General features: G+C 64.2%; 26 protein-coding genes. 10 read left to right on the forward strand and 16 right to left on the reverse strand.

What is annotated here, in order from left to right; genetic code table 11:
• Window positions 1-738: a hypothetical protein gene (locus tag BT173_RS04745; RefSeq protein ID WP_072427475.1), complete on the forward strand. Its 738-nt coding sequence runs from the start codon at window positions 1-3 to the stop codon at window positions 736-738.
• Window positions 739-741: 3 nt separating this feature from the next.
• Here BT173_RS04745 and BT173_RS04750 read toward each other — a convergent pair whose 3' ends face one another.
• Genes BT173_RS04750 through BT173_RS04765 form a run of 4 tightly spaced genes read right to left on the reverse strand, consistent with a single transcriptional unit; the run spans window position 742 to window position 3,124 of the window.
• Window positions 742-1,947, reverse strand: a complete 1,206-nt coding sequence (locus BT173_RS04750; RefSeq protein ID WP_072427476.1) for a globin domain-containing protein — start codon at window positions 1,945-1,947, stop codon at window positions 742-744.
• A gap of 36 nt (window positions 1,948-1,983) precedes the next feature.
• Window positions 1,984-2,244: a hypothetical protein gene (locus BT173_RS04755; protein ID WP_072427477.1), complete on the reverse strand. Its 261-nt coding sequence runs from the start codon at window positions 2,242-2,244 to the stop codon at window positions 1,984-1,986.
• 2 nt (window positions 2,245-2,246) lie between these two features.
• On the reverse strand, window positions 2,247-2,657 hold the full coding sequence (locus tag BT173_RS04760) for a group III truncated hemoglobin (protein WP_072427478.1): 411 nt from the start codon (window positions 2,655-2,657) through the stop codon (window positions 2,247-2,249).
• A gap of 2 nt (window positions 2,658-2,659) precedes the next feature.
• Complete coding sequence (locus BT173_RS04765) at window positions 2,660-3,124, reverse strand: Rrf2 family transcriptional regulator (RefSeq protein ID WP_072427479.1); 465 nt, start codon at window positions 3,122-3,124, stop codon at window positions 2,660-2,662.
• A gap of 143 nt (window positions 3,125-3,267) precedes the next feature.
• Between BT173_RS04765 and BT173_RS04770 the strand changes: the two genes are divergently transcribed.
• Genes BT173_RS04770 through BT173_RS04780 form a run of 3 tightly spaced genes read left to right on the forward strand, consistent with a single transcriptional unit; the run spans window position 3,268 to window position 6,319 of the window.
• On the forward strand, window positions 3,268-4,977 hold the full coding sequence (locus tag BT173_RS04770) for a CHASE2 domain-containing protein (RefSeq protein WP_084658186.1): 1,710 nt from the start codon (window positions 3,268-3,270) through the stop codon (window positions 4,975-4,977).
• Window positions 4,974-5,471 carry an SH3 domain-containing protein gene (locus BT173_RS04775; protein WP_072427480.1) on the forward strand — a complete coding sequence of 166 codons (498 nt, stop codon included), beginning with the start codon at window positions 4,974-4,976 and terminating at the stop codon, window positions 5,469-5,471. Before BT173_RS04770 ends, BT173_RS04775 begins: the two co-directional genes overlap by 4 nt.
• 2 nt (window positions 5,472-5,473) lie before the next feature.
• Window positions 5,474-6,319 (forward strand): M48 family metallopeptidase, encoded by an 846-nt coding sequence (locus tag BT173_RS04780; protein ID WP_072427481.1) that lies wholly within the window; start codon window positions 5,474-5,476, stop codon window positions 6,317-6,319.
• 70 nt (window positions 6,320-6,389) lie between these two features.
• Here BT173_RS04780 and BT173_RS04785 read toward each other — a convergent pair whose 3' ends face one another.
• The gene (locus BT173_RS04785) at window positions 6,390-6,929 is read right to left on the reverse strand and encodes a YfaZ family outer membrane protein (protein WP_072427482.1); all 540 of its coding nucleotides are present in this window, start codon (window positions 6,927-6,929) and stop codon (window positions 6,390-6,392) included.
• 225 nt (window positions 6,930-7,154) lie between these two features.
• Between BT173_RS04785 and BT173_RS04790 the strand changes: the two genes are divergently transcribed.
• Window positions 7,155-7,457: a hypothetical protein gene (locus BT173_RS04790; protein ID WP_139256044.1), complete on the forward strand. Its 303-nt coding sequence runs from the start codon at window positions 7,155-7,157 to the stop codon at window positions 7,455-7,457.
• Between the two features lie 3 nt (window positions 7,458-7,460).
• On the opposite strand, the gene BT173_RS04795 is transcribed toward BT173_RS04790, so the two are convergent.
• Window positions 7,461-8,666: an MFS transporter gene (locus BT173_RS04795; RefSeq protein WP_072427484.1), complete on the reverse strand. Its 1,206-nt coding sequence runs from the start codon at window positions 8,664-8,666 to the stop codon at window positions 7,461-7,463.
• Between the two features lie 136 nt (window positions 8,667-8,802).
• Window positions 8,803-10,275, reverse strand: a complete 1,473-nt coding sequence (locus BT173_RS04800; RefSeq protein ID WP_072427485.1) for an inorganic phosphate transporter — start codon at window positions 10,273-10,275, stop codon at window positions 8,803-8,805.
• A gap of 233 nt (window positions 10,276-10,508) precedes the next feature.
• On the opposite strand from BT173_RS04800, the gene BT173_RS04805 reads away from it, so the two are divergent.
• Window positions 10,509-10,895 (forward strand): hypothetical protein, encoded by a 387-nt coding sequence (locus BT173_RS04805; protein ID WP_072427486.1) that lies wholly within the window; start codon window positions 10,509-10,511, stop codon window positions 10,893-10,895.
• Window positions 10,896-10,956: 61 nt separating this feature from the next.
• Window positions 10,957-11,286 carry a DUF2185 domain-containing protein gene (locus BT173_RS04810; RefSeq protein ID WP_072427487.1) on the forward strand — a complete coding sequence of 110 codons (330 nt, stop codon included), beginning with the start codon at window positions 10,957-10,959 and terminating at the stop codon, window positions 11,284-11,286.
• A 56-nt stretch (window positions 11,287-11,342) separates the two neighbouring features.
• Here the strand turns inward: BT173_RS04810 and BT173_RS04815 are convergent, their stop codons facing one another.
• The 3 genes from BT173_RS04815 to BT173_RS04825 form a co-directional block, all read right to left on the reverse strand.
• Window positions 11,343-11,765: a BLUF domain-containing protein gene (locus BT173_RS04815; protein ID WP_072427488.1), complete on the reverse strand. Its 423-nt coding sequence runs from the start codon at window positions 11,763-11,765 to the stop codon at window positions 11,343-11,345.
• Window positions 11,766-11,783: 18 nt separating this feature from the next.
• Complete coding sequence (folE, locus tag BT173_RS04820; protein WP_245794129.1) at window positions 11,784-12,503, reverse strand: GTP cyclohydrolase I; 720 nt, start codon at window positions 12,501-12,503, stop codon at window positions 11,784-11,786.
• 116 nt (window positions 12,504-12,619) lie between these two features.
• Window positions 12,620-13,252: a YceH family protein gene (locus BT173_RS04825; protein ID WP_072427490.1), complete on the reverse strand. Its 633-nt coding sequence runs from the start codon at window positions 13,250-13,252 to the stop codon at window positions 12,620-12,622.
• A gap of 234 nt (window positions 13,253-13,486) precedes the next feature.
• Here BT173_RS04825 and BT173_RS04830 point away from each other — a divergent pair, with 234 nt between their 5' ends.
• Window positions 13,487-13,852: a hypothetical protein gene (locus tag BT173_RS04830; protein ID WP_072427491.1), complete on the forward strand. Its 366-nt coding sequence runs from the start codon at window positions 13,487-13,489 to the stop codon at window positions 13,850-13,852.
• An 8-nt stretch (window positions 13,853-13,860) separates the two neighbouring features.
• Here the strand turns inward: BT173_RS04830 and BT173_RS04835 are convergent, their stop codons facing one another.
• Window positions 13,861-15,147 carry a cyclic di-GMP phosphodiesterase gene (locus BT173_RS04835; RefSeq protein ID WP_072427492.1) on the reverse strand — a complete coding sequence of 429 codons (1,287 nt, stop codon included), beginning with the start codon at window positions 15,145-15,147 and terminating at the stop codon, window positions 13,861-13,863.
• Window positions 15,148-15,236: 89 nt separating this feature from the next.
• Here BT173_RS04835 and BT173_RS04840 point away from each other — a divergent pair, with 89 nt between their 5' ends.
• Window positions 15,237-15,797 carry a DUF1415 domain-containing protein gene (locus BT173_RS04840; RefSeq protein WP_072427493.1) on the forward strand — a complete coding sequence of 187 codons (561 nt, stop codon included), beginning with the start codon at window positions 15,237-15,239 and terminating at the stop codon, window positions 15,795-15,797.
• 180 nt (window positions 15,798-15,977) lie between these two features.
• On the forward strand, window positions 15,978-16,181 hold the full coding sequence (locus BT173_RS04845; RefSeq protein ID WP_072427494.1) for a cold-shock protein: 204 nt from the start codon (window positions 15,978-15,980) through the stop codon (window positions 16,179-16,181).
• A gap of 132 nt (window positions 16,182-16,313) precedes the next feature.
• On the opposite strand, the gene BT173_RS19595 is transcribed toward BT173_RS04845, so the two are convergent.
• The 5 genes from BT173_RS19595 to BT173_RS04865 form a co-directional block, all read right to left on the reverse strand.
• A complete protein-coding gene (locus tag BT173_RS19595) occupies window positions 16,314-16,475 on the reverse strand; it encodes a hypothetical protein (RefSeq protein WP_175545553.1) in 162 nt (53 codons plus the stop codon).
• A 12-nt stretch (window positions 16,476-16,487) separates the two neighbouring features.
• Window positions 16,488-17,852: a DEAD/DEAH box helicase gene (locus BT173_RS04850; protein ID WP_084658190.1), complete on the reverse strand. Its 1,365-nt coding sequence runs from the start codon at window positions 17,850-17,852 to the stop codon at window positions 16,488-16,490.
• Window positions 17,853-18,374: 522 nt separating this feature from the next.
• Window positions 18,375-21,461 (reverse strand): efflux RND transporter permease subunit, encoded by a 3,087-nt coding sequence (locus BT173_RS04855; RefSeq protein ID WP_072427495.1) that lies wholly within the window; start codon window positions 21,459-21,461, stop codon window positions 18,375-18,377.
• Window positions 21,458-22,570: an efflux RND transporter periplasmic adaptor subunit gene (locus BT173_RS04860; RefSeq protein WP_072427496.1), complete on the reverse strand. Its 1,113-nt coding sequence runs from the start codon at window positions 22,568-22,570 to the stop codon at window positions 21,458-21,460. Before BT173_RS04860 ends, BT173_RS04855 begins: the two co-directional genes overlap by 4 nt.
• On the reverse strand, window positions 22,567-23,988 hold the full coding sequence (locus BT173_RS04865) for an efflux transporter outer membrane subunit (RefSeq protein ID WP_245794130.1): 1,422 nt from the start codon (window positions 23,986-23,988) through the stop codon (window positions 22,567-22,569). The genes BT173_RS04860 and BT173_RS04865 overlap by 4 nt, the downstream gene beginning before the upstream one ends.
• Between the last annotated feature and the right edge of the window lie 174 nt (window positions 23,989-24,162).

Genomic DNA, 24,162 nt, shown 5'->3' on the forward strand with positions numbered 1-24,162 from the left:
ATGGCGACCATGCAACTAGTGTGGATATCGAACAGCCCCGAGTGGGAAGACGTGCAGCTGGAAGCCAGCCTGCTGGCGCGCGATGCCGAACGGCTGAGGCTGGCGTTTCGCGGTGAGACCGACGAAGGCGGCCACTATGGTGGTGAGATCGAGCTGGCCCTGCGCGACGGTGTGCAGAGCCTGGAGGGCGAGTACAGCGTCCACCCACCGGCCGATTCGCCCGAGCCTTTCACCCAGGTGGTGGCATTTGGCCTGACCGGCCAGCTGAAACCCGGTGAGGATGGCCTGACTTACTTCAGTGGCATCTGGGATGAGAGCGGTGTGGCGCAGGCCTTTCGCATTGGCCCGTTGGATGATCAAGCCGAATTGGCCAGTGACGCCCCGCGCAGCGCGCAGCCGGGCGGGGCGCAGGCCGATTTCGCTGCCGCGCTGGCCGCCTATGCGCTGCTCTTGCCCGAACTGCACAATCTGGCCGCCTGGCAGCAACGCCTGACTGACCTGAGCGCGCTGCTCGCACACGTGGCCGAGCGCCAGGCCCACGCCGATGCAACATTGCCTGACTGGCTGCGCGAGGAGGCCTCCGGCCAGCTGGAGGCGCTGCTCGACGAGCCGGTGGCCCTGCCCGGCGGCACGCCGGCCGAGCTGCGCCGCCTGGCCGATAATCTGGCCGAGGCATTGCGCCGCTACGGCTACCCGCTGTGCGCGGCATGGCTGGGGCTGGCCGAGCCGGACGCCTAGGCGCTAGCCGAGCTGATCGAGCAGCTCGGGGCCGAATACCTCACGCTGGATGCGCGCTGGGCTCACACCGGCGGCCAATAGGGCCTGCCATTGCTGCTGCATAAAGCCCAGCGGCCCGCACAGATAGAAATCCCCATCCAACAACTCGGCGTCCAAGACCTTGGCCAGCTGCATGCGCCCGGCGTGCTGGTAGTGAATGCCCAGCCGGTCGCCTTCCTCGGGCGTTTCATAAAACACCGCGCTGCGCAGGCCCGGGTGCGCATGGCGTGATAGGGCCAGATCGCTGCGCAGCGCATGCAGGCGGCCATGCCGTGCGGCATGGGCAAACAGGACGCGGCGCTGCGGGTGGCGGCTGCGCAGGCTGTTCAGCACTGACACCATGGGCGTGATGCCCACCCCGGCTGAAATCAGGCAGATCGGCCGCTCCCCGCCCAGTTCGGGCGCAAAATCCCCGTAGGGGCGGCCGACCAAGAGCGTGTCGCCCACCTGCAACTGGCGATGTAGCCAGTTCGATACCTGGCCGGCCACCCCGGCCGCTGCCCCATCTTCCCGCTTCACGCTGATACGCCACCAGGGCTGCTCGGGTGCATCCGACAGGCTGTACTGGCGCAGCTGACGTAGTTCGCCCAGCTGGACCGCCACACTCACATACTGCCCGGGCAGGAAGCTGCCGGGCGAGCCACCCTCGGCATCCTGCAGATAGTAGGAGCGTACCTGTGCGCTTTCCTCGCGCACCGCCAGCACGGTCAGGCGGCGCAGCTCGCCGGCCTGGCTGTCCGCCTGCGTGTACAGCGCATTCTCGGCGGCGATCAGGCTATCGGCCAGCAGGCTGTAGGCCTCTTCCCAGGCGGCCAGCAGGGCCGGCGTGGCCGCCTCGCGCAGCACGGTCTGGATGGCGCCAAGCAGATGGCGGCCGACGATGGGGTAATGACGCGCGCTGATGCCGACCGAGGCATGCTTGTGCGCGATGCGGCGGATCACCGGCGCCAGCGCCGCGGCATTGTCGATATTGGCCGCATAGGCAAATACCGCGGCGGCCAGCGATTGCTGCTGCACGCCATTGGCCTGGTTGCCCAGATTGAACAGATTGTGCAATTCCGGATGGGCGCAAAACAGGCTCTGGTAGAAGACCTGGGTGATCTGCAGCCCATGGCTGCGTAGCACTGGCACGCTGGCGGCGATGTAGGGACGGGCGGCTTCAGACAGCATGGTTTTCCTTTTTAATTGGTAAATAAAATGCAACATTTAGTGCGTGCGAATGGCGCGCGCACTGCCGGCAGCCTCGCTCCGGGGGGGTTTGGTGGCCTCCTCGGTCGCCAGTTGGAGCACATAGCCAAACTTGAGCAGGCTGGGGCCGAGCAGAAGCAGCAGGTGGCCGGCCACCTGGGCGCCCAGCGTGTGTGCGTCGGCGTGCAGATAGGCAAGGTAGAAGCCGCTCAGACTGAGCAGGGCGGCCAGCAGGAACAGGCGCCGCGACAGCTGTTGGAAGAAGGCCAGACTGAACATGATCAAGACTCCGTTGCAGTGGGAAGCGGTGCGGCTTGGGCAAAGTGGCCAAGCTCATGCATCAGGCGTAGCGACTGGCCGATTTTCTCGGCGCGCGCCAGCCAGGGTTCGGCCAGCTCAGGCGGCAATTCGGCTGCCAGCGTGTGGGCAAATAGCGCCAGCCAGTCGTCGAGCAGGGCCGGTGTGAAGCCGGCGGCGGCATGCTTGGCCGGCACGGCGTAGCGATAGTCGAGATAGCGGGCGCCGCCGAGGCTGACCCACCAGAAATGGCTCAGATGGTCGAGATGCTCGGGCCAGTCATGCACGCGGGCAAACGGGGCGGCCAGGCGCGGATGTGCGCGTACCTGGGCGTAAAAGCGGGCCACCACGGCCTTGAGTCGCGCCAGGCCTATCTGTTCGGCAAGCGTGGGCATGCTCAGCACCGTGCAGCCTGCTGGCCGAGAAACTGCCGGTGCAGGGTGATGATGGCCTCGCCAGTGCGGGTGGCGCACACATCGGCCAGGCTGTACTCGTCCATCTTGGCGTAGAAGGCGGCCAGGCCGGCATTCAGCGCGCCTTTGAGCAGACACTGGCCGCGCAGCGTGCAGGGAGGGTCTTCGCAGTTGATCAGCTCGAGGCTGCCTTCCAGGCCCTGCAGCACCTGGCCCAGCCTCAAATTGGCCGCCGGTACACCCAGCGCCAGCCCCCCCTTGCGGCCGCGCGTGGCGCTCAGCCAGCCGAGCTTGCCAAGCCGGTTCACCACCTTGACCAAGTGGTTGTGCGGCACATCGAACTGGCTGGCGATCTCGGCGATGGTCACTGCCTGGCTGCGGTCAGGCTCGGCCTGCTGCAGATACATGAGCGTGCGCAGGCCAAGGTCGGAGAAACGGGTTAATTGCATGGCGGCAGTTTTCGGGAAGCGAACAACGCCAGCATATTAAACATGCATTTAAAAAGCAACTTATTGCGAAGACCGTATTCAGCCTGCCGACAGGCGGGGGCGGGGTAAAATGGCAGCCTGACTGATTCCCCGGTACCGGCCCCATGTCGTTTGCCCGCTGGCAATTGCAAGTTAGCGATCGTTTCGCCGCCCTGTATGGCCGCCTGGGCAACTGGCTGGCGCGCCGCCTGCGTCACCATTTCTATTTGGTGCTGGCGCTCATCATCAGCGTGTTCGCCGTGGTAGATGCCTTCTATCTGCACAAGCTGTTTGACTTGCGCCAGACCAGCTTCGACACCCTGGTGCGTCATCGCCTGCTCACCACGCCACCCGACCCCGACATCGTCATTCTCGATATCGATGAGGCGAGCCTCGCCCAGCTGGCGCCCGAGCTGGGGCGCTGGCCATGGCCACGCCAGGTGCTTGGCGATGTGCTCGGGCAGATCCAGGCACAGCAGCCGCGTGCGCTGGTGTTCGACATCCTGTTCAGCGAGCCGGATGTTTACAACCCCGATAGCGATGCGGCCTTCGATGCCTTCTTGAAGGATTGCCGCCAGTGTTATCTGCCCTGGGTGCGGCTGAATGCCAGCCAGGATGGGCAGAGCGATCTGCGCGCCGCCCAGGTGCCGGGTGCGGTCCGCGTTGGGCCGGGCGAGGCCACGGTGGCCGGCATCCTGCCTTACTTCCCGGCCGGGCTGGCGGCAGGGCGGCTTGGTTTCAACTCCACCACGCCTGACCCGGACGGCATCATCCGCAAATACGGCGTGCATGAAACGCTGGGCGGGGTACGCCTCGCGTCGCTGCCGGCGCGGGTATTGCAGGATAGCGGCCTGAAGCTGGCCAACCTGCCCGAGAACGTGCTGCTGAACTGGCGCGGCAAGCCCTTCAGCTACCGCTATATCTCCTTTGCCGACCTCTACCGCGACAGCCTGAGCGAAACCCCCACGCGGCCGCGCGATGAGTTGCGCGACAAGATCGTCATCATCGGCTCTACCGCGCCCAGCCTGTTCGATATCAAGGCCAGCCCGGTGGCAGACCAGTTTCCCGGTGTGGAGATCGTGGCCACCGCCATCGACAACCTCAAGCACGACGACTATCTGCGTGTACCACCGCTGCGCTGGCTGTATCTGCTGCTGGCCCTGGGCTTGGTCTGGGCCACGGCCTGGAGCTTCTACCGCCATGCGGCGCCGGAAAAACTCGCGCGCTGGTTCGGTCTCTCGCAGGTCTTTCTGCTGGCGCTGTCCTATGCCAGCCTCAATCTCAGCCACTACTACATCAATCTGCTTGGGCCGGTCAGCTTCAGCATTGCCTACTTCACTCTGGCCAAGCTGTACGCCTTCGCCACCCGCCATGCGCTGGAAGACAATGCCTGGACGCAGAGCCTGGCCCTGCCCGACACCGCGCCGCGTCGCGCCGAGCTGGCCTGGCTGCAGCTGGTGGATGAGCGCGGTGCGCCGATGAGCGAGGCGTTGCTCGATAAGCTGTGTGCCAGTCTGCCCAAGCCCATCCAGGCAGCAGCCATGAGCCTGGCAGGCAGCCAGTACAGCAGCTGGCGCATGCTGGAAGGCGGCCTGCTGTTCAGCCATCTCGCCCACCCAGATGCCAAGCCGCTGCTGGATGCCGACACACTGCGTAGCCAGGCGGAGGCCTGGATTGCCGCCACCGGCCTGCAGCGCTACCGGCTGTGCGCCTGCAGCGTGCAGCAAGCCATGCTGAATGCCGAACTGCCCGCGCGTGCCGTCTGGCAGGGCCTGCTGGCCCAGGCGTTCGCCCAACCCGTTCAACCCCCTACCGAAGCCGAGGCCCGCGTATGAAACGCATGATGATGATCGCCGCGTGCAGCCTGATGCTGCCCGCCCTGGCGGCCGAGACCGCCACCCTGCTCAAGGAAGACAGCCTGCGCGCCAAGCCTTTCCTCGATGCCCCCGCCCAAGCCAAGCTGGCGCGCGGCAGCAGTGTGACCGTGCTGAAGAAGCAGGGCGCCTGGGCCCAGGTCAAGACCGCTAGCCAGAGCGGCTGGCTGCGCAGCCTGTCGCTGAAGAGTGGCAAGGCCGTGCTGCCCAGCAGCAGCCTGGCGGGCGTGAATACCGGCCGGCTGGGTAGCGGCAAGATCGTCAACACCACCGGCATCCGTGGCCTGGAAAGCGGCAAGGCAGAAGAGAGCAGGGCGCTGAGCGAGGCCAAGTTCAATGCCGAGGCGCTGGCCCGCGCGGAAGCGCAGGTCGTGAGCGCCGCCACGGCGGCCAGCTTTGCCAAGGCCGGTAAATTGAAGGCACGCCAGCTGGCCTGGCTGCCGGAGGAGAAATAAGCATGCGCAAACTCTGGCTAGGAGTGTGTGTGGCCGCCCTGTGTGCCGTGCCGGTGGGGGCCGAGGGGCTCAAGGATCTGCTTAAGCAGGGCGTGAACCAGGCCTTGCAGGAAAAGCTCGGCGTGGATGGCGACGCGATGCTGGTCGGCTCGGCCAGCTGGGAGCAGGAGCGGGCGATCGGCCAGCAGGTGGCGGGTCGTCTGCTCGGCCAGTATCCGCTGGTGGACAACACCAAGCTGCAGCAATACGTAAACAAGGTGGGGCGCTGGGTCGCGCAGCAGAGCGAGCGTCCCGATCTGCCCTGGGTATTCGGTGTGATCGATAGCCCGAGCGTGAATGCCTTCGCCCTGCCGGGTGGCTATGTGTTCATCAGCCGTGGTCTCTACCAGCAGCTGGGGAATGAGGCGGAGCTGGCGGGGGTGCTCGGCCATGAGATCGCCCATGTGCAGCAGAAGCATCACCTGAAGATCTTGAAGAAGGGCCAATGGCTGCAGGCCGGCAGCGGCCTCTTGGGCAAGGAGCTCAAGCAGAGCGAGCAGGCTGACGCGGTGGTAGGCAAGGGCGCCGAATTGCTGGCGCGCAAGCTCGACCAGGGCGCCGAGTTCGAAGCCGACCGCCTGGGCATCGTGTTGGCGGCCCGCGCCGGCTACGACCCGCTCGGCTTGCCGGCCGTGCTGCAGAAGCTGGATGCCCTGGCCGAGGCCCAGCCGAATGCGGTGGAAATGCTGTTCAGCACCCATCCGAGCGCCAGCCTGCGCCTGGAGGCCGTGGATCGCGCGATGGGCGACCGTTTCGATACGCTCAAGGGTAGCCAGAGCCTGAAGACGCGGCTGCTCAAGCTACCTTGATCGCTTGGCGCACCCAGCAAAAAGCCACCGCATGCGGTGGCTTTTTTGTGCCGTGCTGCCTGGGCTGAGCTTAGAAGCTCAGTTCCATGCCGACATGCACATCGTCCTGCATCTCGAAATCCACGCCGTGCTTGTAGCCGACTTCGGTATTGCGATAGCCGATATAGATCTCGCCACGTTGCAGGGCTTGGTAGCCAAGGCGTACGCCCCAGTCCAGGTAGTCTTCCGCGCCCGAGGTGGTCACACGCGGGGCAACCCACAGATGACCGCCAAAGCGCACCTTGGGGGCTGAAGGCAGGCCGACATTGAAGCGGCCACCCAGGGCCAGCGCGGCGGCATCGTCATAGTCATTGAAGATGCCGACCAGCTGGGCGCCCAGCGCCAGGCTGTCGTGCTGACCGGAGCTCTGTTCCACTTCCAGGCCCAGGGTGGCGACTTCGCCGTTATCGCTGTGGTGCTGGAAGCCAAAGTCCATATTGGCGGTCTTGCCCAACAGGCCGGACGAGTAACGTGCGGCGAACACATCGCTGCTCAGTTGCAGATCGAGGCTGTCTGCTTGAGCCAGCGGGGACAGGAAGAGGGCGAAGCCGGCAAGCCAGGCGTAGCGCATGGGGTGTACTCCAAATCGTGTTGAGGAAAGCGTGCGGCGCGGGGCGTGGATGAAGCGGCCCCGCCGGTAGACCGGCCTGCGCCGGAAAAGTGCGCGGCGGGCAGGGCCCGTACCGCTGGCACCACGCAAGGGTGGGCCGGCGCGCACGATACCAGATTCCGCCCACCTTCGCCCTGTATTGACGCGGGTTTTGCGCGTTTCGAGCGGTTTGTTTATGCGAAAGGCATGGCGTCGGCGCGTGCTAGCTGGCTTGAAGCCGGGCTAGGCCGGCCCCATCTGCAGGGTAAGCAAAAACCGCTTTCTGCCATGTACACCGACTTCATCACCGCACTGCAAGCCGGCCTGCCGCACGCGCCGGCCATCATCAGCCGCAATGAACAGGGCTGGTTTCTCTACAACCCGACCCAGCCGCCCGGCGAGCAGGACGAGCCACATGTGCTGCTGGGAGAAAACGGCGTGCTGATGGCGCTGAACCGCGGGGGGACCGAGCTGCTGTGTACGCTGGCCTTTACTGGCGGCCATGCCTGATGCCTAGCGCGTGTGGCGCGCCGTGGGTGAGAGCAGGGCGACCAGCACGCAGAACAGGCTGAGCAGCAGGCCGCACACGGCGGCCAATAGGCCGAGCGAGGCGCCCGCGCCCAGCAGCAGCGAGCTCAGTGCATAGGCAAGCGGGGTGAGGCCCAGCGAGGCCATGCTGTTCAAGCTCATCACCCGGCCAATGCGCTCGGGCGGGCTGTACTGCTGCAGCAGCGACAGCATGGGTACGTTATTGCAGGCGATGCAGAAGCCGAGCGCAAACTGCACCAAGGTGGCGCCACCGGCATTCAGTTGCGGTAGCGCGGCCAGTAGCAGGCCTTCCAGCGCAATCAGCCAACAGATCCATTGCAGGCGCCGCCCCGTGGGCGGGCACAGCGCCAGCAGCACACCACCGGCCAGCATGCCGGCCGCGAAGGCGCTTTGCAGCTGGGCCAGCAGGCTGGCACTGGCGCCGGGCAGGCTGGCCGCCAGCAAGGGCGGCGCAAAACCGAGCGGCCCCATGAAGAGCAGATTGGCCAGCGCATAGATGAGCAGCAACAGGCGCAGCACCGGTGTATCGCGTACGCAGGCCAGGCCTTCCTGCAAAGCCGGCCAGATCGCCTGGCGGGTGTTATCTCTGCGTGCTTGCTCGCGGATGCCGAGCGCGAGCGCCGCGCCCAGCAGCATGGCCAGCGCGGTCAGACCAAACACCCAGGTAAAGGACAGACCGGCCAGGAGTAGGCCGCCCACCACCGGGCCAAGCAGCATGCCGAGCTGGTTGGTGGCCAGCATCCAGGCATTAGCCTGGCCGAGCTGGGCCGCGGGCACGATGGCCGGCAGCATGGCGTCGCGTGCGGGCCAGAACAGCGCATCCAGCATGCCGAAGCCGGCGGCCAGCACGATGAGCAGGCTCAGATCGAGTTGCTGCTGGGCGGCCGCCCAGGCCATCAGCCCGAGCAGGAGCGCGCGCAGCGCAAAGCTGCTGGCCATGATGCGCGCCCGCGGCCAACGGTCGGCCAAGACCCCACCGAGCGCCATCAGGGCAATGCGCGGCAGGCTGCCGGCCAGCATCAGATAGCCAAGCTCGGCTTTCAGTTGCAACACCTGCACCGCGTACCAGGTCTCCGCCAGCATGGCCACGGCCAGACCAAGGCCGGAGGCCACGCTGGCCAACCAGAGCAGCAGGAAGGGCGGATGTCGGTAGAGGGGCAGATCGGCCATGGGGCGCCGATTGTAGGGCGGCCGAGGCGGGAAAAGACGATTTGATACCGGTATGCGTGCCGCGGGCGGGCATGAAAAAAGCCACCCGTGGGGTGGCCTTGCTTGGTGAAGCGGGGCTGTGCCCCGTCCAGCGTGCTTAGACGAATAGCGTGACCGCCAGCCAGAACAGGCCGGCAGACAGGCAGATCGAGACCGGCAGGGTGAGCACCCAGGCGATCAGGATATTGCGCACCGTGCCGCCTTGCAGGCCGGTCTTATTGGCCACCATGGTGCCGGCCACCCCCGATGAGAGCACATGGGTGGTCGACACCGGCAGGCTGAACACATTCGCCATGCCGATCGCGCTGACCGCAATCACCTGGGCGCTCATGCCCTGCGCATAGGTCATGCCCTGGCGGCCGATCTTCTCGCCCACGGTTTCCACTACGCGCTTCCAGCCCACCATGGTGCCGATACCGAGCGCCAATGCCACCGCCACGATTACCCAGACCGGTGCGTATTCCGTGGTGCTGGTCAGGTCCTTGCGCAGCTTGTCGAGGTCATCCTTGTCGCGCTTGGCGAGGCCCGGCAGCTTGCTAATCTTCTTGGCGGTGTCGTCGAGGCAGAGCAGCTGACGACGCACCAGCGAGCGGGTTTCCGGTGCCAGGTCGCGGTAGTCGCGCACATTGTTGATGATGCTGAGCAGATCGCCGATGGTCTGCTGCGTCTGGGTCGGGTCGCATTTGAATTTCTTCGGCATCTCGCTGCCGTTCACCTTGCCGGCGCTCAGCTGCTGCACGAGCTTGCTTTCATTGGCCTGGTAGAAGCTTTGCAGATAGATAGCCGCATCGCGCGTGCGTTCGATCTGGTAAGTCGTACTGTCCACATCGAGCGAGAAATGGGTCGGCACGATGCCGATCAGCACCAGCATCATCAGGCCGATACCCTTCTGACCATCGTTCGAGCCGTGCACAAAGCTCAGACCCATCGACGACAGCACCAGGGACAGGCGGCTCCAGAACGGCGGGTGTTTCTTGCCATCCACCAGCTTGCGGGTCTCCGGCGTCTTATGCATCTTCGACAAGGGCATGACCTTGATGAAGAACAGCAGCATAAGCGCGGCGAGCATAAAGCCCACGGTGGGCGAAATCACCAGCGACAGGGCGATATCGATGGCCTTCTTCCAGTTGATGCCCTCGCCGAGCGGAATGCCGGTCAGGATGGCATTGGCCATGCCCACGCCAAGGATGGAGCCGATCAGGGTGTGCGAGCTGGAAGCGGGAATGCCGAAATACCAGGTGCCGAGGTTCCACAGAATGGCGGCGCTGAGCAGGGAGAACACCATGGCCAGACCATGGCCGGTGTTCACATTGATTAGCAGCTCCACCGGCAGCAGATGCACGATCGCATAGGCCACGCCCACGCCGCCCAGCAACACGCCGAGGAAGTTGAAGATGCCGGACATGACCACGGCCTGCTTGGGTGGCATGGCCTTGGTGTAGATCACGGTGGCGACCGCATTGGCCGTGTCGTGAAAACCGTTGATGAACTCGAAAGCCATCACGAAACCAAAGGCAATAACCAGGCTGGCGGCGACCCAGAAGTCCAGCCCGCTGAAGAAATCAAACATGAATTTTTTGTGAAGATTGGATGACGGCGCGAATTATCGCAGCAACTGGACTCGCCTGCTTGAGTGCGCGCAATCGCACCGAGGCGCCGGGCGGATTTTTATCGCGCGCCGCTGCATTCCACCCCCCGCTTTCTGCACTGTATCGCCGCACGCTGCGCTTGCGAGGCAGGGCTCGCTAAGCTGACTTCCATGACAGGGCCGCCGCCGGGCTGGCCCGCCAACGGGAGCAGAAAATGGACTATCTCGCCGACACCAATACCGTCGCACCACGTCGCAGCCGCCGCGCAAGCGTGTTCTTGCTGCTAGCCGCGCTGATCATTGCCAGCCTGTGCTGGCTATGGTTGCAGTTGCCGACCGACTTCATTGCCGTGGATGTGAATGGCGAGCCGGTGGAAGGCATCTGGGCGGTGCTGGCTGCCGGGGGCGGATTGCTGATCGGTGGATTGGCCATCATCGCCAGCTTCGTCCTGCTGGCCATCGTGCTGACCGGCGTGTCGCTGTTGCTGGTTCTGTTACTGGGTTGTCTGGCCGGTGGGGTACTGCTCTTGATGTTGCCGGTCAGCCTGCCGCTGATCCTGATGGCCGTGTTGGTGTTCTGGCTGGTGCGTCGGCGGCGCTAGAGGCATGACGCGCCGCGTGCGCCTGCGTATGCTGTAGGCCTTGCATACAAGAGGCCTAGCCATGAAGCACTATCGACTGGAAAAACATCAGATCAAAGCACTGGCCGAGGGTTACGGCCTGGCCATGGTCAGCGATATGGTGACGGTGGAGGGCTATACCGTGGCCTATATGTACCGCGACGAACCCGAGGAGGCCGATGACAGCGGATGGCGCTTCTTCGCCGGCAATGAGAGCGATGCCTATCTCGACAATGCCAAGAACTTCAGCCTGCTGGATGTGAATATCGTTGCCAATTACGACCCGACCATCATCCCGCATCTGGATGCGCCGGTCGGCGCGGCCTTCGACAAGGGCGAAGAGGGCGAGACCTTCTACGATGTGAGCGAGTAGCGCGCCACCTTGGCCAATGTAAAAAGCCCCGCAATCGCGGGGCTTTTTTGTCCTACTTAGCGTCCAACGATCGCGGCGGTGGCGATCAGCTCTTCCAGCAAGGCCAACGAGACCTTGCCGCTCAGCGCATAGGGGTCGAGCGTAGGCTTTTCCGAGTACTTGAGCAGGGTGCTCGGGTTGACCTTGGCCAGATTGACCTGGCCCATGGTCCAGCTGGCAAAGCGCCGCTCGCTGATTTCCTCGAAATACAGTAGCTCCACATCGCGATGGCGCGGGTCATTGGCGATCAGCTGATAGAGCGCCGACACCTCGCGCCGACCACCTTCCAGCACCTGCATGAAGATATCGCCGCTGTAGCAGAGGATGCCGGTCACGCCACTTTCCGGGTTGTGGGCGCGCGACTGGGCGAGGATGGAATCCATCTGCTCGGCACACAGCGGTTTGGCAGAGCGACTGGCGTACAAAAGACGGACTAGCATGGCAGCTCCCCTGTGGGCTTATTTCTTGTTGTTCAACAGCGAAAGGAATTCGCGGCGCAGGCTGGCATCCTTGAGGAAGGAGCCGCGCATCACGCTATTGATCATCTTGGAATCCATATCCTTCACGCCACGCCACTGCATGCAGAAGTGATCGGCCTCCATCACGATGGCAAGGCCATCCGGGCTCATCTTGTCCATCAGCAGATCGGCAATCTGGGTGACCGCCTCCTCCTGGATCTGCGGGCGGCACATGATCCACTCGGCCAGGCGCGCGTACTTGGACAGGCCAATCAGATTGGAGTGCTGATTCGGCATGATGCCTATCCACAGCTTGCCCATGATGGGGCATAGATGATGTGAGCAGGCACTGCGCACGGTGATCGGGCCGACGATCATCAGCTCGTTCAGATGCTCGACATTCGGGAACTCAGTGACCGGTGGTTGCGCCACATAGCGGCCCTTGAAGATTTCATTCAAGTACATCTTGGCCACGCGGCGCGCGGTGTCCTGGGTGTTGTGGTCGCTCTCGGTGTCGATGACCAGGCTATCCAGCACCGCCTTCATCTTGCCCTGCACCTCTTCCAGCAGCAGCTCCATCTCGCCGGGCTGGATAAAGGCGGCAATATTGTCGTTGGCATGAAAGCGCTGCTGGGCGGCGCGGATGCGGCTACGAATGCGCGCCGAAACGGGCACGGCTTCATCATTGACCGCGGTATAGGTGGGGGGGGCTTTGCTCACGCTGGTTTTCCTGTTCATGGCAGCTGCCGTCGGCTTGGGTAGACCTCGACATTATTTGCCATATTTATGTCCTGTACAAATTACAAATTTGTAGCGTTGCCTGTACGGGCTCGTCTTCAAGCGCCGAGGTCGGTTTGCAGCTGGGCGACGATGCGCTTGAGCTCGGCCAGCTCGGCCTCCAGTTCGCTAACCCGGCTTTCCAGACCCAGCGGCAATGTGCTGGCTGGGCTGGCGATCATATCCAGCTGCGGCTCACCTGAGAGCAGATGCGCCCAGCGATTCTCGCGCGCACCGGCCTGGCGCGGCAGCTCCATAACCAGCGCACCGCTGCTGCGCTCGGCCAATTCCTGCAGGAAGGCCTCCACGGTGGAGATGTCGGCAAACTTGTGCAGGCGCTCGCAGTTCAGGCGCAGCTCGCCAGCGGTTTGCGGGCCGCGCAGCATCAGTACGGTCAGGAGGGCAACTGACTGGCTGGGCAGGCCCAAAACCTTATCGACATTATGCGCATAGCGGCTCACCCGTCCGCCGCTGCTCTCCATGACCAGGCTCAGTCCGCGCAGGCGATCTAGGGTGGCGGCGACATCGGCCTCACTGGCCTCGATGACCGGGTCGCGGCTGGTTTTCTGATTGCAACCGGCCAGCAGCGCATTCAGTGAGAGCGGGTAGGTGTCGGGAACGGTGCGCTGCTTTTCCACCAGCACGCCGAGCACGCGGGTTTCCAGCAGCGAGAGTTGGGGCAGGGTAGACATACGGCATCCGGCAATCAAACAGGCTGCCATTATGCCCGCTCAACCCGGATGGGCGCGCTTTCTCGCATGCGGCATGACGGACCTGTTGCGGACATTTTTTCCGCTGGACGGCCATGCAAAGCGCACGGCCATCAGCCATGTTGAAGCATGCGGGCAAGACGCGTTCTGACTTGTCCGCTCCCTGCGCTCTCTCGATCCCACCGTGCTTGTTTGCTTGCAAGGAGCTTGCTCGCCATGGCTGCCCAGACCCTTACTGCCGCGGAAGAAGAATCGCTCTCCCGCCTGCTCTACCTGTACTTCTGGCCATTCTGGATGTTCCGCGATGTCAATCAGGGCAATCTGCTTGAACAGGCGGCGGCCTATCGCTACAACCGCGAAAAACGCATCTACCTGCCCGCCTATATCGCCAAATGGTCGCTGATCTTCCTGAGCCTGATCGGGCTGATCTTCAGTCTGGAATCGCTGGGTGCGTCCGGCATCATGCTTGAGCAGGCCTCCAGCCTGCTGGCAGGCTTTACCGGCGTATGCGCAAGCGGTGCGTTTGTGATCATGGTGCAGATTTCGGTCTGCTACCTGTTTCTTTGCCATTGGCGCTACTGAGGCTAGGCCTAATCGCCCGCGGCCTTACCTGGCACGGCATCGCAGTAATAGGTCATGCGCTTGCGAGGGTTCAGATAGGTGAATACCTGCTGCGGCAGCTGGGCCGGCCGTATGCTCTTGATGATATTCAGCTCGGCCTCCTGCTCCAGATCGAGGATTACCGCCTCATGCTTGGGAATGCTTGGGTCGTAGATCAGGACGGTGGGCTTGAGCGGCTTGCTCGAGTTCACCGCCATCACCAAGCCCAAGGCATTGTTGGAGAGCTGCACCAGCGTGCCAGGCGGATACACCCCCATGCAACGGATGAAGATGCCGAGCGGATGCGGCTCGAAGCGTGCGCGCAGCTGCGAGAACATCATCGCCAGCGCTTCATAGGGGGTCAGCGAGTCACGCGGATTGGGCCGGTTGCACAGATTGTCATAGGTGTTGACGATGCTGATGATCTTGCTCAAAGGCAGGATGCCCTCGGCGCGCAAGCCATGCGGGTAGCCGCTGCCATCCACATGCTCGTGGTGCTGGAACACGATGGCCAGTGCTTCGGGCGAAAGATTAAGCTTCTTGCCTATGTCCAGACCGTATTGCGTGTGACGCATCATCAGATCCTGCTCGCTGGGCGTCAGCGGCTCGGTCTTCAGCAGTATCTTCTCCGGAATATCAACCTTGCCGATGTCGTGGAACAGCGCGCCCATGCCGAGATCGGTCAGGGCCTCGCGCCCGAGGCCAAGCTGCTTGCCCAGCATCATGGCTAGCACAGCCACATTCAGCTGGTGGTAATAGACTTCCTCATTGGCCACCTTGTCGTTCATCAGGTGGATGGCGATATCGCGGTCGGTCAGCATCGAGTCGACCAGGTCGCCGACCAGCGCGAGTGCCTCCTTCATCGACTCCTCCGGCCGGGCGAACAGATTGCGGGTAATCGCTTTTACCGCGCGGCTGGCACCGACGAATTTACGTTCGCATTCATTCAGCGCCGCGCGGTGCTGAGTCAATCGCTCGATGCGTGCCTTCTTGGCGGCAATGGCCCCCAGCTGCTCCGTGCTTGGCCCTTTGGGTGCGGCAGGCGTCGCGGATGCGCTGGGGGGGCTGGCCGGCAGCGGCGACTGATCGCTGCGTTTGGCGTCGTAACGTATACGCTCAAGACCCAGTGCTCGCAGCGTGTCGATCTGCTCCTGGCTCTTGATTTTGAATTGATTGAAGGTAAACGGATGCGCAGTCCAGTCCAGATCGAGGCGGATATACAGCCCTATGCACAGCTGATCGGGGGTGATGTAGTTCGGTTCGGCTGGGCTGGTCATGATGAGGTGGGCATGGGGCAGGGCTGCAGCAGATAGAATAGCAGCCGTGAGCGCCGCTTGGCCCGAATCTGCTCTGACTGGAAACCGCGATGTCCTACGATGCCCAAACCGTAATTGCCCATACCCGCGACTGGCTGGAAAAAGCCGTGATTGGCCTGAATCTCTGTCCGTTTGCCAAGGCGGTCTACATCAAGGACCAGATTCGTTTTGTGGTTAGCGAGGCGCGCAATCTGGATGGCTTGCTGGAAGAGCTCGACCGCGAACTGCTGTTGCTGGCGGAAACCGATCCAGCCCAAATCGACACCACGCTACTCATTCATCCGCAGCTGCTGAACGACTTTCTCGACTTCAACGAATTTCTCGATGTGGCCGACGGTGTGGTGGCCGAGCATGAGCTCGAGGGCGTGCTGCAGATCGCCAGCTTCCATCCCGATTATCAGTTTGCCGACACCGAGGCTGACGATATCAGCAACTACACCAATCGCGCGCCTTACCCGACCCTGCACCTGCTACGCGAGGAAAGCCTCGACCGCGCCGTGGCGGCCTTTCCGGATGCGGCGGATATCTTCGAGAAGAATATCCAGACCCTGCGTCAGCTGGGTCATGCTGGCTGGGCCGCCCTGGGCTTGCCGCGCCAGCCGCGCGTCTGAGCGTTGGGGCAGGCGCTCAGAAATAGTTTGCCAAGCCCGGCTGAATCGCGTACAACATGCCCCGCAGGCATTTCAAGTAGTAGGTTTCAGGCAGTTCTTGTACCACCCGGTACGCCGATTCGCCCCTCCTTTGTTTGAACGTCCGCATTTCTTTACTTATTTCCAACAAGGAAAAGCATCATGGCAACCGGTACCGTTAAGTGGTTCAATGACTCCAAGGGCTTCGGCTTCATCACCCCGGACGAAGGCGGCGACGACCTGTTCGCGCACTTCTCGCAAATTCAATCCAACGGCTTCAAGTCGCTGCAAGAAAACCAAAAGGTTTCCTTCGACGTGACCACCGGCCCGAAGGGTAAGCAAGCTTCGAACATCAAGCCGGTCTAATCACCGCTTGTTGTACTAGCTGCAAAGAAAGCCCGGCCTAGGCCGGGTTTTTTATTGCCTGTCTGCGGGCCAGACTGGCAGCGGACAAAAAAATCCCGCCATCGCAGGCGGGATTTTCATGTTGATCAAGTCTTACTTGGGCGTTTTCTTCAGCAGTGCACCGAGCAGACCTTTCGGTGCCGGTGCGGCTTGCTGGCCGGTCGAGCCCTTGCCGAAGCGCTCCGGCACGCTGCTCTTGGCCAGCTTCTCGTTGATCTTCAGGCCGCGCAGTTTTTCCAGATCAGTTTTCTTCATGCTCTGCCTCGCTTAGTGATGACGACCTGTCGGGCGACGGCCTACGCCGGGGCCTCGACTATTGTGATTGCCGGCCTGGGCAACCGGCTGGCGCGCCTGCGACTTGCCCTGACCTTGGCCCTGGCGATTATCGCCGCTGCTGGCGGGCTTGCGTGGTGCGCCACGTCCTTGGCCCTGACCTTGACGACCACCGCCGCCCGAGCGTTGCTGGATCGGTTCGGGCTTGATGCTCGGATCGGGTTCAAAGCCCGGAATGACTTCGCGCGGCAGTTCACGCTTGATCACCCGTTCGATATCGGCCAGCAGCTTCTTCTCGTCCACGCAGACCAGCGACACTGCCTCGCCCTCGGCGCCGGCGCGACCGGTACGGCCAATGCGGTGCACATAGTCTTCGGGCACATTCGGCAGTTCGAAGTTGACCACATGCGGCAGCTGGTCGATATCGATACCGCGTGCGGCGATATCGGTGGCCACCAGCACCTGCAGCTCACCGCTCTTGAATTCGCTTAGCGCGCGGGTACGGGCACCCTGGCTCTTGTTGCCGTGGATGGCCATCGCGCTGATGCCATCCTTGTCCAGCTGTTCAGCCAGGCGGTTCGCGCCGTGCTTGGTGCGGGTGAACACCAGCACCTGGAACCAGTTGTGCTCCTTGATCAGGTGTGCGAGCAGCTGGCGCTTCTTGTCACGGTCCACCGGGTGGATCTTTTGCGCGATGGTGTCGGCGGTCGCATTGCGGCGTGCGACTTCGATCAGCTCGGGCGACTTCAGCAGGCTATCGGCCAAGGCCTTGATCTCGTCCGAGAAGGTGGCCGAGAACAGCAGGTTCTGCCGCTCGCGCGGCAGCAGGGCGAGGATCTTCTTGATATCGCGGATAAAGCCCATGTCCAGCATGCGGTCGGCTTCGTCCAGTACCAGGATCTCGATCCGGGATAGGTCGAGCGTGCCTTGCTGTACGTGGTCGAGCAGGCGTCCGGGGGTGGCGACCAGGATGTCGACCCGGCTACGCAGCTGCTTGATCTGCGGGTTGATGCTGACGCCACCAAACATGGTCATCGAGGTCAGCTTCAGATATTTACCGTAGTTCTGTACCGACTCCTCGACCTGGGCGGCCAGTTCGCGGGTGGGGGTCAGGATCAGCGCCCGTACCGGCGGACGGCCTTCGGACGGGCCCTTGTTGGTGCGATTGGCCAGGCGATGCAGGATGGGCAGGGTGAAACCGGCGGTCTTGCCGGTGCCGGTTTGGGCGCCGGCCAGCAGGTCACGGCCGGTCAAGACGGCCGGAATGGCTTGCAGCTGGATAGGGGTAGGCTCGGTGTAGCCGAGCTCGGTCACGGCGCGGACGATATCGTCCGACAGGCCGAGAGAGGCGAAAGACATGCTGGAACTCCTGCGGGCATCGGCCCTGCTCATGAGAGCAGCAGTCTGTGGCGGATGACGAACGGAAAGCAGAATAGAGGCAGCGGACACGAAGACTGGAGCGTGCCCGAGTCCGCTATTGTAACAGTATGTCGCAGTGCAGCACTTTCTTGCTTTGCAACATTGCTGTAAAATTAGGCAGTTACGATTCGATACGTAACAAAAGCGCGGCGCCATACGGGTGCCGTGGGCCGGAGCAGGCGAAGTAGCACATTGGCGTATGTGCCTGTGGCCGGTGGTTGTCGTTCAAATATGGCAAGGGTTGCAACCGCCCGCGTACAGCTGACGTTCTGGCCTCACCGCTAGTAACGCGATGCCGAAAGTGAAAGGAGCGTTCAAAATGGGTTGGCTTATCTACCTATTCCGACGTTAAGTCGTTTCCTGCGTCAGCAGGGGTTCCGACAAAAGCCGCGTGCATTGGCCCGCGGCTTTTTTATTGTCCAGACCATCGGTGCGCCGCCTGCAATGCGCGGCGCACGAGGATCAGGTCGGTGAACTGGTGGCCGCCACTACAGGCTTCGCCGGGCGCTTGAAGCGCTGGCCCAGCCAGATCAGCAGATCGTCCACATAGGTGAATACGACCGGGATGACCAGCAGGCTCAGCAGCGTCGAGGTCAGCAGACCGCCGATCACCGCGATGGCCATCGGTGCGCGGAAGCTTGGGTCGGCGCCCAGGCCCATGGCAATCGGCAGCATGCCGGCCGCCATGGCGATGGTAGTCATCAGAATCGGCCGCGCACGTTTGTGGCAGGCGTCCAGCAGCGCATCCCAGCGGTTCATGCCCTGCTCGCGCCGCGCCATCACCGCATATTCCACCAGCAGGATGGAGTTCTTGGTCACCACCCCCATCAGCATCAGCAAGCCGATGATGGGCGGCATGGAGAAGCTATTGCCAGTGATCAGCAAGGCCAGGAAGGCACCACCCACGCTCAGCGGCAGGGCGGCCAGGATGGTGGCCGGCTGTAGGAAGTCGTGGAATAGCAGCACCAGCACGATATAGATGCACAGGATGCCAATCAGCATGGCCAGGCCAAAGCTGCCGAACAGTTCGGCCATGCGTTCGGCATCGCCGGTGGCTAGCTGCTTGACGCCGGCCGGCAGCGACTTCAGCGCCGGCAGCGCATTGGCCTCCTGCATGACCTCACCCATGCTACGGCCACCCAGCTCGACCTTGATGGTGGCCTGGCGCAAGCGGTCACGGCGGTCGATCTGGCTCGGGCCGCTGCCCATGCTGATCTCGGCCACGCTGGCCAGGCTGACTTCGCCCTGGGCGCCGGCAATGCGCAGCTGGCCCAGTGCATCCAGATCCTCGCGCGTCTGTGTATCCAGCCTTACCCGTACATCGATCTGACGTTGAGGCAGATTCAGTTTGCCCAGGCTGGCGCTGAAATCACCATAGGTGGCTACGCGCACCGCATTGGCCAGCGCGCTGCTGGTGACGCCAAGGTCGGCCGCGCGTGCATAGTCGGGCTTGATCTGGATTTCCGGTCTTTGCAAGCTGGCGCCCGAGCTGATCGAGCCTATGCCCTTGAGCTGGCGCAGCTCGCGCTCCACCGACTTGCTGGCGCTTTCCAGCGCATCCGCATCGTCGCTCGCCAGGGTCAGCTGCAGGGATTCGCCGGTATTGCCGCCACCCACGGTGACCCGGGCGCCGGCCAGCGGCTGGAGTGCCGCACGGATGCGCGCTTCGATATCCGCCTGCTTGTAGCTGCGCTCGCTGCGTGGGGTCAGGTTCAGGGTCAGCGTGGCACTGCGCACATCGCTGCTGGTACTGGCCCCCATGCCGCTACCACTGCTGGCGGTGCCTACCGAGGCAAACACCTGCTTGACGTCTTTCAGCGGTGCGAGCAGCTGGCGTGCCTGCTCGGCCAGCTTGCGTGTGTCCTCCAGACGGCTGCCCGGCGCCAGCTCTAGACTGACCTGGGTCTGGCTCTGGTCGCTGGCTGGCACAAAGCCGGTGGGCAGCAGCGGCACCAGGCTCAGCGAGGCGACGAAGAACAGCGCGGCCGCCGTCATGGTGGCCTTGCGGTGGCGCATGCACCAGTTGACCCAACGCAGATAGCGCACCATTAGCGCACTGTCCTGTTCGGCGTGCTGGCTGGGCTTGAGCAGATAGGCGGCCATCATCGGCGTCAGCAGTCGCGCCACCAGCAGCGAGGCCAGCACGGCCACCGCGGCGGTCATGCCGAACTGACGGAAGAACTTGCCCGGAATGCCGCCCATAAAGGCGGTGGGTAGAAACACGGCCACCAGGGTCAGCGTGGTGGCGACCACGGCCAGACCGATCTCGTCGGCCGCCTCCATGGCGGCCTGGATCGGGCTCTTGCCCATGCGCAGGTGGCGCACGATGTTTTCCACTTCCACGATCGCATCGTCGACCAGGATGCCGATCACCAGGGCCAGCGACAGCAGGGTCAGCACATTCAGGCTGAAGTCGAGGAAATACATGGCGGCGAAGGTGGGAATGATGGACAGCGGCAGCGCGGTGGCCGACACCAGCGTCGCGCGCCAGTCACGCAGGAACCAGAACACCACCAGCACGGCCAGAATGGCGCCTTCCAGCAGCAGATGCATCGAGCCTTGGTAGTTGTCCTCGATCGGCGCGACGGTGTTATAGGCCTCGCTGAACTGCACCAGCGGATAACGCTGCTGCAGGCTGGCCACGCTGGCGCGCACCGCTTCGGCTACCGCTACCTCGCTGCTGCCCTTGACCTTGGTGATCTGGAAACCGATCACCGGCTTGCCATCGAGCAAGGCGAAGCTGGTGCGTTCGGCATGGCTGTCACTGACCGTGGCCAGGCTGTCCAGCCGTACATGGCGACCATCGCCGAGTGGGATCGGCAGCGCGGCGATCTCCGCCACACTGCCCACCGCGCCCAGCGTGCGCAGCGACTGGGTCTGACCGCCCAGACGGCCTTCGCCACCCGAAGCATCCTGCTGCACGGCCTTCAGCTGGCCGGCCACGGTGGCGGTGCTGATGCCCAGGCCGCTGAGCTTGGCCGGGTCGAGCGCCACCAGCACCTCGCGGTCCACGCCACCCAGGCGGGCAAGCTTGCCCACGCCCTTGGTGGACAGCAGCGCCTTGCTCACCTCATTGTCGACAAACCAGGACAGCGCCTCCTCGTCCATGCGGCTGGACTGCACCGTATAGGTGAGGATGGGGTTGCCGCTGGTGGTGACCTTGGACACCGTGGGCGCCTCCATCTCGGCCGGCAGCTGGCCGCGCACCGAGTCGACCGCATTGCGCACCTGGTTCAGTGCTTCCTCGCTGTCCTTCTCCAGCTCGAACTGCACGCTGATATTGACCGCACCATCGGTGATGGTGGTCGTGATGTGCTCGACGCCACCCAGCGAGGCCAGCTGGTCCTCGATCTTGCGCGCCACCTCGGTCTCCAGCTGGGCGGGCGCGGCCCCCTCCAGCGAAGCCGAGACGGTGACGGTGGGGAAGTCCATATCGGGAAAGTTCTGGATGCCCAGCTGCTTCAGCCCGATCAGGCCCATCAGGGTCAGCACCACGAAGAGCAGGATGGCCGGCACCGGCTTGCGGATGGCCCAGGCGGAGATATTCATGCGGCCTCCTTGCCGGCCGCGGCCAGGCGTACCGTGTCGCCATCGCTGAGGAAGGCACCGCCGCTGCGTACCAGGTGGGCCTTGGCCGCCACGCCGCTGACAATCTCGATGCGGCTGTCCTGGCTGCGGCCGGTCTGCACCTGGCGCTGGATCACCTTGCCTTGCGCGTCGACTTCAAACACATAGCTATGCCCATCACGCACCGTGACGGCGCTGGACGGCACGGTCAGCGCCGCCTGCTCGCCCAGCGCGATGCTGCCGCGCGCATACATGCCGGCACGGGCCTTGGGGTGGGCTTCCAGCGCCAGATAGGCCAGCGCATGGCGGGTGTTGCTGCTCAGCGTGGGCGCCACCAGGCGCAGCGTGCCGCGCACCGTGTCGCCGCCAGGCAGGCTGATCTGGCCGTGCAGGCCGGGCTTGAGGCGTGCCAGCTGCTCCGCGCTCAGCTCGGCCTGCCATTCCAGCTTGCCCTGGCGCACCAGCCGGAACAGCTCGGTGCCGCTGCTGACCACCGCGCCGAGCACCGCGCTGCGGCTGCTGACAACGCCGTCGTCCACGGCCACGATGCGCGTTTGCGCCAGCTTGATGCGCGCGCTGGCCAGGGCGGCCTCGCTGGCGGCCAGGCTGGCTTCGGCGCTGGCGGCGCTCAGCTGGTATTGCTCGATCTGCTGATTGGACAGCGCGCCGCTCTCGCGCACGGCCTCACCACGGCGCGCATTGGCCTGGGCCTCCTGCAAGCTGGCGCGCGCCTGGGCCACATTGGCTTCGGCCTGGCGCAGCTCGGCCCCTAGGGTAGCGCTGGCTAGTTCGGCCAAGAGCTGGCCGCGCTTCACCTGGCTGCCCACGTCGGCATGCAGGGCCACGATGCGCAAGCCGCCGGTTTCGGCGCTGATGCTGGCTTCCTGCCAGGGCGCCAGCGCGCCGCTTGCTTGCAGGGTCTGCGGCCAGCGTGCCTGGCTGGGCTGCACCAGTTCCACTGTCAGGGCGGCTTGTTCGGCTGGGGCTGCTGCGGGTGCCGCCTGGGCCTGCTTGCTGAGCAGCGCGGCCAGGCCGCCCGCCATGCCCAATAGGGCCACGGCCAGTGCGATAGTGCGAATAGGGTATTTCATCGTGAGTCTCCGGAAGACGGGGTAGCGCTGGTCTGCCAGCCGCCGCCCAGGGCTTTGTAAAGGGCAATCCCGTACAGCACGCGGTCGCGCTGCACGCCGATCAGGTTCTGCTCGGCGCTCAAGGCGTCGCGGCGGCTTTGTTCCAGGCTCAGCAGGCTGCTGCCGCCCGCGCGCCATAGCTGTTCGCTGGCGCTGAAGTAACGCCGGTAGCCGGTCGCGCTTTGCGCGACATCGGTCACGCGTGCATTGGCGCTGGCGAGGCGCACCAGCGCCTGCTCGACCTCCTTGACCGCATCGCGCACCGCCTGCTGATAGCTGGCCAGGCTGCTGGCATAGCTGGCCTGGGCCGAGCGCACGGCGGCCTTGCCGGCGCCGCCATCGAACAGCGGCAGGCTCAGCGAGGGGCCGAAGGACCACGGCGCGGTTTCGCTGGCCTGGCCGCCACTGTGCACGCGGCTCAAGGACACCGAGCCCAGCAGGGACAGGCGTGGATAACGATTGGCCTCGGCTTGACCGATCTCGGCGCTGGCGGCTGCCAGGCTGCGTTCGGCGGCAACCAGGTCGGGGCGCTGACTGAGCAACTGCACCGGTACGCTGCTCACGCTGAGTTCGGCCGGCTGCGGCAGGGGCGTGACCTCCTGGCCCAGTTGGGTGCGCAGCGCTGCTTCGCTCAGGCCGGTCAGGGCGACCAGGGCCTTGATGTTCAGATCGCACTCGGCCCGCTGCTGGGTCAGGCTAGCGGCCGCGCTGGCCACGCTGGCCTGGGCCAGGTCGGCATCGGCCGGCGCACTCAGGCCGGCGCTGACGGCACTGGCCGTGCTGCGCGCGGTCTGCTGCAGCGAGACCAGATGGGCGCTGTCGCTGGCGCTGAGCAGCTGACAGGCGCGGTACTGCACATATTCGCTGGCCACCTCGGCCGCCAGCGAGACACGTGCCTCGTGCCAGTCTGCCTCGCTGGCAGCGCTGCGCGCGTCGGCGGCTTCCTGCTGGCGGCGTAGCGCGCCGAACAGGTCAATCTCCCAGCTGGCGTCGAGTGCGCCGAGGCGGGTGTTGCTAACGGTATGGCTGTCAGCCTTGGCTGTGCCGCTGCGGCTGGCCTTGGCACTGACGTTCAGGCTGGGCAGTGCGTTGGCGGCGCTGCTGTCCTGGCTGGCGCGTGCACTGGCGATGGCGGCGGCGGCCTTGGCGAGGCTGGGGCTATCGGCCTCAGCGGCGGCCAAGAGCGCGCTCAGCGTGGGGTCATTGAAACTCTGCCACCAGTTCAGCAGGCTGGTGGTGCTGCCCTGGTGGGGCAGGGCGGCTTGCCAGCTGTCGGCCAGCTGGGGCTGCGGTGGCTGATAGTCGGGGCCGAGGCTGGCGCAGCCGGCCAGGGCCAGGACACCGAGCAGGCTGGTGAGGCGGGGTAGGAAAGGGGGCATCGCGGACATCCGGTATGGGGCTGACCGTATGCTCGCCGCAGGACGGGTTAAGTGCTGTTAAGCCCAGGTAAAGAAGCGTAAAGAGGGGCGGGGTCAAGGCTGGCTGCGGGCTGGCCGACTGTAAAGACGGGTAAAGATGCGCGGCCGGCGCGCGGGCCGCGGCTATCATGCAGC

This window comes from Chitinimonas taiwanensis DSM 18899, from assembly GCF_900119825.1.
GTDB lineage: Bacteria > Pseudomonadota > Gammaproteobacteria > Burkholderiales > Chitinimonadaceae > Chitinimonas > Chitinimonas taiwanensis.

Coding starts and splice junctions, on each gene's coding strand:
- BT173_RS04770 (WP_084658186.1), top strand. CDS start 3,268: ATGTCGTTTGCCCGCTGGCAATTGCAAGTTAGCGATCGTTTCGCCGCC.
- BT173_RS19595 (WP_175545553.1), bottom strand. CDS start 16,475: ATGAAGAAAACTGATCTGGAAAAACTGCGCGGCCTGAAGATCAACGAG.
- BT173_RS04850 (WP_084658190.1), bottom strand. CDS start 17,852: ATGTCTTTCGCCTCTCTCGGCCTGTCGGACGATATCGTCCGCGCCGTG.
- BT173_RS04840 (WP_072427493.1), top strand. CDS start 15,237: ATGTCCTACGATGCCCAAACCGTAATTGCCCATACCCGCGACTGGCTG.
- BT173_RS04765 (WP_072427479.1), bottom strand. CDS start 3,124: ATGCAATTAACCCGTTTCTCCGACCTTGGCCTGCGCACGCTCATGTAT.
- BT173_RS04805 (WP_072427486.1), top strand. CDS start 10,509: ATGGACTATCTCGCCGACACCAATACCGTCGCACCACGTCGCAGCCGC.
- BT173_RS04775 (WP_072427480.1), top strand. CDS start 4,974: ATGAAACGCATGATGATGATCGCCGCGTGCAGCCTGATGCTGCCCGCC.
- BT173_RS04755 (WP_072427477.1), bottom strand. CDS start 2,244: ATGTTCAGTCTGGCCTTCTTCCAACAGCTGTCGCGGCGCCTGTTCCTG.
- BT173_RS04790 (WP_139256044.1), top strand. CDS start 7,155: ATGGCGTCGGCGCGTGCTAGCTGGCTTGAAGCCGGGCTAGGCCGGCCC.
- BT173_RS04785 (WP_072427482.1), bottom strand. CDS start 6,929: ATGCGCTACGCCTGGCTTGCCGGCTTCGCCCTCTTCCTGTCCCCGCTG.
- BT173_RS04750 (WP_072427476.1), bottom strand. CDS start 1,947: ATGCTGTCTGAAGCCGCCCGTCCCTACATCGCCGCCAGCGTGCCAGTG.
- BT173_RS04810 (WP_072427487.1), top strand. CDS start 10,957: ATGAAGCACTATCGACTGGAAAAACATCAGATCAAAGCACTGGCCGAG.
- BT173_RS04835 (WP_072427492.1), bottom strand. CDS start 15,147: ATGACCAGCCCAGCCGAACCGAACTACATCACCCCCGATCAGCTGTGC.
- BT173_RS04760 (WP_072427478.1), bottom strand. CDS start 2,657: ATGCCCACGCTTGCCGAACAGATAGGCCTGGCGCGACTCAAGGCCGTG.
- BT173_RS04865 (WP_245794130.1), bottom strand. CDS start 23,988: ATGCCCCCTTTCCTACCCCGCCTCACCAGCCTGCTCGGTGTCCTGGCC.
- BT173_RS04825 (WP_072427490.1), bottom strand. CDS start 13,252: ATGTCTACCCTGCCCCAACTCTCGCTGCTGGAAACCCGCGTGCTCGGC.
- BT173_RS04855 (WP_072427495.1), bottom strand. CDS start 21,461: ATGAATATCTCCGCCTGGGCCATCCGCAAGCCGGTGCCGGCCATCCTG.
- BT173_RS04845 (WP_072427494.1), top strand. CDS start 15,978: ATGGCAACCGGTACCGTTAAGTGGTTCAATGACTCCAAGGGCTTCGGC.
- BT173_RS04745 (WP_072427475.1), top strand. CDS start 1: ATGGCGACCATGCAACTAGTGTGGATATCGAACAGCCCCGAGTGGGAA.
- BT173_RS04815 (WP_072427488.1), bottom strand. CDS start 11,765: ATGCTAGTCCGTCTTTTGTACGCCAGTCGCTCTGCCAAACCGCTGTGT.
- BT173_RS04830 (WP_072427491.1), top strand. CDS start 13,487: ATGGCTGCCCAGACCCTTACTGCCGCGGAAGAAGAATCGCTCTCCCGC.
- BT173_RS04780 (WP_072427481.1), top strand. CDS start 5,474: ATGCGCAAACTCTGGCTAGGAGTGTGTGTGGCCGCCCTGTGTGCCGTG.
- BT173_RS04795 (WP_072427484.1), bottom strand. CDS start 8,666: ATGGCCGATCTGCCCCTCTACCGACATCCGCCCTTCCTGCTGCTCTGG.
- BT173_RS04860 (WP_072427496.1), bottom strand. CDS start 22,570: ATGAAATACCCTATTCGCACTATCGCACTGGCCGTGGCCCTATTGGGC.
- BT173_RS04800 (WP_072427485.1), bottom strand. CDS start 10,275: ATGTTTGATTTCTTCAGCGGGCTGGACTTCTGGGTCGCCGCCAGCCTG.